The following is a 6,935-nucleotide window of genomic DNA, read 5'->3' on the forward strand; positions in this document are numbered from 1 at the left end:
CCTATTCCTTATTTTCTAGAAGAGTAGATAAACTTCTAACATCTTCAACGTGAGCAACCTTTGCTGATTTATCATTTTTTTTAATAAAACCAGACAGAACCTTACCTGGACCAATTTCAATAAAATCAGTTACACCTGATTTTTTCATTGTTGCGATACTATCATAAAAACGAACCGGTTCCATTACCTGACGAGTTAATAGCTCTTTTATCCGTTCTTTTTCCATGACAGCTGCTTCTGTATTTCCTACCAAAGGGAGTTTAAAATCAGTAAATTCGACTGTTGCTAAAACTTTTGACAATTTATCACTTGCAGGTTTTAGCAAAGCTGTATGAAATGGACCAGAGACATTCAAAGGGATGAGACGCTTAACACCAGCTTCTTTTAACAATTCTACTGCTTTGTCAACCGCTTCAACTTCACCACCAATAACAATCTGACTAGGCGTATTGTAATTTGCTGGTGATACAATTCCCAGCTGACAAGCTGCTTGACAAGCTGCTTCAATAGTTGCCACATCTGCGTTTAGTACAGCAACCATTTTACCAGAGCCAGCAGGAGCTGCTTCTTCCATAAAAGCACCACGTTTCGCAACCAAAGCAACCGCTGTTTTAAAATCCAAAGCACCTGCTGCTACCATGGCAGAGTATTCCCCAAGAGAAAGGCCTGCTACCATATCAGCTTGCATTCCTTTTTCTTGCAATAATCGGTAAACAGAAACCGAAGTGGTTAAAATTGCTGGCTGAGTATGGCGTGTCTGGTTGAGCTTTTCTTCCTCATTATCTATCAGATATCGTAGATCATAGCCCAATACTTGACTTGCTTCATCATAGGTTGCCCTCACTACATCAAACTGATCGTAAAGGTCACGAGCCATTCCCAGATACTGAGCACCCTGACCTGCAAATAGAAAGGCTGTTTTAGTCATTTCTAGTTACTCCTGCCCAACGGCTAGCTTCTTTTTGGATTACCTCTGCTGCACCGTAGTAAATATCTTTTAAAATTTCTTCAACTGTTTCTTCTTTGCTGACAAGCCCCGCAATTTGTCCTGACATGACAGAACCATGTTCAACATCACCGCGAACAACTGCATTTGCAAGAGCGCCAGCTCCTAAATTCTCAAAAACAGTTAAATCAGGATTTTCTTGCTTAAAAGCATCCTTTTCTGCTTGATCAAATTCTCTAGTTAGTTTATTTTTCAAAGCTCGTACTGCATGACCAAAATGTTGAGCAGAAATAGTTGTATCAATATCCCGAGCTTTCAAAATCATATTTTTATAATTTTGGTGCGCATTTGACTCTTTTGCAACGACGAAACGTGTTCCCACTTGAACAGCCTCTGAACCAAGCATAAAGCCTGCAGCTGCACCGCGACCATCGGCAATCCCTCCTGCTGCAATTACAGGAATATCAACTGCTTCAACTACCTGACGAACCAAAGTCATGGTGGTTAATTTTCCAATATGCCCACCTGCTTCCATTCCTTCAGCAATGACTGCATCTGCACCAATTTTTTCCATTCGCTTAGCCAATGCTACACTTGGAACTACTGGAATGACTGTAATACCTGCGTCGTGGAAACGAGTCATATATTTACTTGGATTTCCTGCACCAGTTGTCACAACCTTGACACCTTCTTCAATCACTAAGTCAACAATATCTTCCACAAACGGTGACAACAGCATGATATTCACGCCAAAAGGTTTGTCTGTCAATGACTTAATTTTATCAATATTAGCTTTAACAACTTCTTTTGGTGCATTACCACCACCGATAATGCCAAGACCTCCCGCTTTAGAAACTGCACCAGCCAAGTCACCATCAGCAACCCAGGCCATCCCACCCTGGAAAATAGGATATTTAATATTTAACAATTCTGTAACACGTGTTTGCATAATACCTTCCTTTATATTGCTTAAGTAATGGCTCAATCCTTTCAGTTCAAGCACTTGTATACTTTGAAAATCAAACTATTACCTAAACAAGAGGGAGTGAAACATGCCATCCAACCATAGATTTTATTGTTCCACCCCAGCAAAATCAACTGTCTCTTGCTCTTTTCTCAAAAGAAAATCGGTTATACAGTCAACTTTACTGCCTACCTCAATACCTTTTTCAAAAGAGGGCGAGAATCTTATCTCAGCCCCGTTTCATCTTTTTATTTTGTTTTTTCTTCAACGTAGGCAACTAAGTCACCAACTGTGTTCAATCCTTCTTCGGTTTCGATTTGAATATCGAATGCATCTTCAATTTCTGAGATAACTTGGAACAAATCCAATGAATCTGCGTCAAGATCATCAAAAGTTGACTCAAGAGTAACTTCTGAAGGTTCTTTACCAAGTTCTTCCACAATAATTTCTTGTACTTTTTCAAATACTGCCATGATAGACTCCTTTAAAAATAAATATTTATATTCATGTGTTTACCACATAATAACTAAATTGTAACAATAAGTGTGCCCCATGTCAAACCTCCACCGAATCCTGACAACAAAACTGTTTGACTGCCATCAAGGTGAATGAGTCCTTTTTCAACACACTCAGATAAAAGAATTGGAATGCTCGCTGCACTCGTATTCCCATATTCCATCATATTTTCAGGAAGTTTTTCCCTTGCTACACCAATCTTTTTCGCCATTTTATCTAAAATACGAATATTGGCTTGATGTAATAATAAATAGTCAATATCCTCTACTTGAATATCACTGGATTCAATTGTATTTTTTATAGATTTTGCCACATCTCGAATAGCAAAATCAAAAATTTTACGACCATCCATCGTCAAATATGGTGCCGCTTCTTCCTTTTCAGAATAAGGTGAAGATAAACCAAACTTACCACAAGTCAAGCTTTCCCCACGCGAACCGTCTGTATATTGACTTTCAGCTAAAAAATGCTGCTGCTCTGAGCTCTCTAGCAAAACACCACCAGCACCATCACCGAAAAGAACCGCAGTTGAACGATCAGACCAGTCAAGGACTTTTGATAAGGTTTCACTTCCTATAACAAAACCCTTCTGGTAACGACCTGAAGAAATCAACTTTTCAGCTGTTGATAAAGCAAAGATAAATCCACTACAAGCCGCTGTTAAATCAAAGGCAAAAGCATGATTTGCACCAATATTTGCCTGAACTCGTGCAGCCGTTGAAGGCATCATAGAGTCTGGGGTAATAGTTGCCACAATGATAAAGTCTAGCTCATCTGCATGGATATTCGCCTTTTTCAACAATTGTTCTGCCACCTTGGTAGCCAAAACACTCGTTGATTCTATTTGTGATAAATGACGACGCTCTATTCCTGTTCGACTTGAAATCCATTCATCGCTCGTATCCATTATTTTTGCCAAATCATCATTTGTAACTACCTGACTTGGAGCATAATGAGCAACTTGACTAATTTTAGCATAGTTCATTATTTCAAATCCTCTAAAAAATGATACAGATTAGTCAGACCTTTTCCCATGACCTTCATCTCTTCAGCATCCATTCCTTCAATGATTCTTTCAACCATTCTCTTGTGAAATCTTCTGTGCAAGCGATAAATCAGGCGACCATTTTTTGTCAAATTCAGATGAACGACACGACGATCAACTTCTGAACGTGTCCGTTCAATATAGCCTTTTCTTTCAAGGTTATTTAAACTAGTTGTTACGGTACCTAATGTCACCATCAATTCCTTTGCTACGCTACTAGGAGTCGCATTGGGATTTTTCCCAACAACATCAATCGTGTGCATTTCTTTGATAGAGATATCTTTGAAGCGACTGCCTCTCAAACTAGATTCTTCAATAACCAATACATTATTGAAAATAGATGTTAAATAATCATTGACCAATTGGTAATCCAAAAATCTATCCTCCTCTAACGAAAAAACTTTCAACATCAAAACATTTGACTAGAAAAGTATATCAAATATCAAATTAAATTGCAACTACTTTTTTACTTCCCAGAAAATTTTGGTCGACGCTTCTCAGCATAAGCTCGCACCCCTTCTTTGAAATCTTCTGTGAAAGCCAATGTCTTTTGCAACTGTAGTTCGAGTTTTGCATACTCATCCCAACCAGTAAACAAACTCTTCCATACCAATTCTTTAATAGCACGATAAGAATTAAGTGAATGACGTTTCAACTTCTTAATCACTTGATTCGTTGTAGTTTCTAACTTTTCAACTTCACAAACTTTATACAAAAGACCATAATTTAAAGCTTTTTCTGCGTTTAACGGTTCACCTGTCATTGCTAATTGAGTTGCTCTCGTCACACCAATCGCTCTAGCAAGTAAATATAGACCACCCGCATCAGGAGCAAGACCTACCCCCACAAAAGCTTGAATAAAACGAGAACGCTCCGTTGCAATACAGAAATCTGCAGCTACCACCATGTTAGCTGCCGCACCAGCAACTGGTCCATCTACACTCATAATGACCGGCTTAGATAGTTGTTTCATTGAGTAAGAAATTTCATTGACTAATTCAGCAATTTTGACCAAAGACTGAATATCATCTGCCTCCACCGCTCGTTGCATTTCTGCCAAATCACCGCCAACAGAAAATACTTTCCCATTTGCATTGATGAGCAAAATTTGGATTTCTTCATCTTCAGAAGCCATTTTTATCGCTCTTAAAATTTCTTCACACATGGGAACATTAAACCCATTGGAAACCTCTGGGCGATTCAAAGTCAATGTTGCAACACCGTCATTAACGTTATATAAAATATTTTCAAATTGCATTTAATTGCCTCCGACAATTATTTTCTTTGTCAATTAAATTATTTGAATATCAAATAATATGGTTACATTCTAACATAAAATATTTGCTTTAGCAAGTAAGCACAAGTAAATTTGAAAAGATTTCAGAATTTTGCTATAATTTAAACAATCAGCCTATAGGAGAATTTATGAAAGTTGTTAAATTTGGAGGAAGTTCACTTGCCTCTGCTGGTCAATTAGAAAAAGTATTACAGATTATAAAAGCTGATCCTGAACGTCGATTCGTGATTGTCTCTGCGCCTGGGAAGCGATGCACTCAGGATACAAAGGTAACAGATGCCCTCATTAAATATTATAGAGACTATGTTGCTGGTAATGACGTAACAAAGCACCAACAATGGATTATTCAGCGTTATCGAGATATGGCGTTAGAACTGCAACTCAAACCAAATATTCTAGAGAGAATTTCAAAAAGTTTCCAAAAGCTCGCAAGCCTTCCTATCGAAAATAATAAGTTCTTGTACGATACTTTTCTTGCTGCCGGTGAAAATAACAATGCGAAACTCATTGCGGCTTATTTTAGACAAAATGGCGTAGATGCTCGTTATGTTCACCCTAGAGAAGCAGGACTCATTGTATCCAGCGAACCAGGAAATGCTCGACTTCTCCCTTCCAGTTATGATAAAATCGAAGAATTAAATGAAGCTGACGAAGTATTGATTATACCAGGGTTCTTTGGAGTAACAAAAGATGACCAGATTTGCACCTTTTCACGTGGTGGGTCTGATATTACTGGCTCCATTATTGCTGCCGGTGTAAAAGCTGATCTTTATGAAAATTTTACAGATGTTGATGGTATTTTTGCAGCACACCCTGGCATTATCCACATGCCACACTCCATTCCAGAATTAACTTATCGCGAAATGCGCGAATTAGCTTATGCAGGTTTTACTGTATTACATGACGAAGCACTCATTCCAGCTTACCGTGGGAAAATTCCACTCGTTATTAAAAATACAAATAACCCTACTCATCCTGGTACAAAAATTGTTTTAAAGCACAGCAACAGGGACTTCACTGTAGTAGGTATTGCTGCGGATGCCCATTTCACCAGTATTAACATGTCTAAATACCTCATGAACCGTGAAATCGGTTTTGGTAGAAAAGTTCTGCAAATATTGGAAGATCTAAATATCCGCTGGGAGCACATGCCTACCGGTATCGATGACTTATCTATTATTCTTCGGGATCGTGAGTTAACCCCCATTAAAGAGGAAGAAATTCTTCGTCAATTAAGACAAAAATTAGAAGTTGACCACGCAGAAATCGAACATGATCTCTCAATCATTATGATTGTCGGTGAAAAAATGAAAAGTCACATCGGTTTGACTGCTACCGCAACTAAAGCACTGTCAGATAATCACATTAATATCCAAATGATTTCCCAAGGATCTAGTGAAGTTTCTATCATGATTGTTATCAATTCCAAACAAGAAAAAGCAGCTATAAAAGCACTGTACAAAGCTTTTTTTGAATAAAAATTGAGAGTCTAGGTAAAAATTCATAAAAATAGTCAAAAAGCTTAAAATCAACCTTTTAATTAACTTGATTTTAAGCTTTTTTCGCTATAAGCGATTATTACACTTTGACCATGAATTGGGTTTTTGCTCAGCCACTTGCATTATATTAACCCCAAAATCTTGATGTAGTAGCTGATGATAAAAGCAACAGCATAGCGTAGGTAGGAGTACGAACTAAAAATTTTCAAATTTTGATTGATTGCTATGCGTAATCTCCCCAGAGTGTATTATTTATAGGTGAACTCGTCAGGCATCTCACCTGGAAATCTATTACAAAATATAATCATCCATGAGCAGTCTAAAAACCAAACAATCTTAATTTGATTGAGATAATACAATCCTCTCGATAAATGAAACAGTGTAACTCATTCTCTAAAAATGAAAATTTTAAAAAAATACATTCTCATTGTTTTGAACATAAAAAAAGAGAATGAACTTCGTCCTCTGCTTTTCATCAACCAAGAGCCTGAATTAGTGTTATAAATAATAATTTTAACCCGAGATTCTGCATTCTATTTTAAAAATAGCAAAAAAGAAACCCGATTATATCAAGGTTTCTAATCATGTATCAACTCCGGCAGTAGGACTCGAACCTACGACATCATGATTAACAGTCATGCGCTACTACCAACTGAGCTATGCCGGAT

At 37.6% G+C, this 6,935-nt stretch carries 7 protein-coding genes and 1 tRNA gene; 1 reads left to right on the forward strand and 7 read right to left on the reverse strand.

What is annotated here, in order from left to right:
- Nucleotide 1: 1 nt before the first annotated feature.
- From fabD to HMPREF2933_RS02875, 6 genes are all read right to left on the reverse strand, one after another.
- Nucleotides 2–928, reverse strand: a complete 927-nt coding sequence (gene fabD, locus HMPREF2933_RS02850; protein WP_024052194.1) for an ACP S-malonyltransferase — start codon at nt 926–928, stop codon at nt 2–4.
- Nucleotides 921–1,895: an enoyl-[acyl-carrier-protein] reductase FabK gene (fabK, locus tag HMPREF2933_RS02855; RefSeq protein WP_024052195.1), complete on the reverse strand. Its 975-nt coding sequence runs from the start codon at nt 1,893–1,895 to the stop codon at nt 921–923. The genes fabD and fabK overlap by 8 nt, the downstream gene beginning before the upstream one ends.
- Before the next feature lie 263 nt (nt 1,896–2,158).
- Complete coding sequence (locus tag HMPREF2933_RS02860) at nt 2,159–2,383, reverse strand: acyl carrier protein (protein ID WP_003026017.1); 225 nt, start codon at nt 2,381–2,383, stop codon at nt 2,159–2,161.
- 53 nt (nt 2,384–2,436) lie between these two features.
- Nucleotides 2,437–3,411 (reverse strand): beta-ketoacyl-ACP synthase III, encoded by a 975-nt coding sequence (locus tag HMPREF2933_RS02865; protein WP_024052196.1) that lies wholly within the window; start codon nt 3,409–3,411, stop codon nt 2,437–2,439.
- Nucleotides 3,411–3,845, reverse strand: coding sequence for a fatty acid biosynthesis transcriptional regulator FabT (locus HMPREF2933_RS02870; RefSeq protein WP_022527109.1), 435 nt, complete (start codon nt 3,843–3,845; stop codon nt 3,411–3,413). The genes HMPREF2933_RS02865 and HMPREF2933_RS02870 overlap by 1 nt, the downstream gene beginning before the upstream one ends.
- Before the next feature lie 92 nt (nt 3,846–3,937).
- Nucleotides 3,938–4,729 (reverse strand): enoyl-CoA hydratase, encoded by a 792-nt coding sequence (locus tag HMPREF2933_RS02875; protein ID WP_024052198.1) that lies wholly within the window; start codon nt 4,727–4,729, stop codon nt 3,938–3,940.
- 167 nt (nt 4,730–4,896) lie between these two features.
- Between HMPREF2933_RS02875 and HMPREF2933_RS02880 the strand changes: the two genes are divergently transcribed.
- Entirely contained in the window at nt 4,897–6,246 is a 1,350-nt protein-coding gene (locus HMPREF2933_RS02880) for an aspartate kinase (protein WP_024052199.1), read from the forward strand.
- 614 nt (nt 6,247–6,860) lie between these two features.
- Here HMPREF2933_RS02880 and HMPREF2933_RS02885 read toward each other — a convergent pair.
- Nucleotides 6,861–6,934 (reverse strand) — tRNA-Asn (locus tag HMPREF2933_RS02885).
- Nucleotide 6,935: the final 1 nt, after the last annotated feature.

The organism is Streptococcus sp. HMSC066F10, from assembly GCF_001813805.1.
GTDB lineage: Bacteria > Bacillota > Bacilli > Lactobacillales > Streptococcaceae > Streptococcus > Streptococcus vaginalis.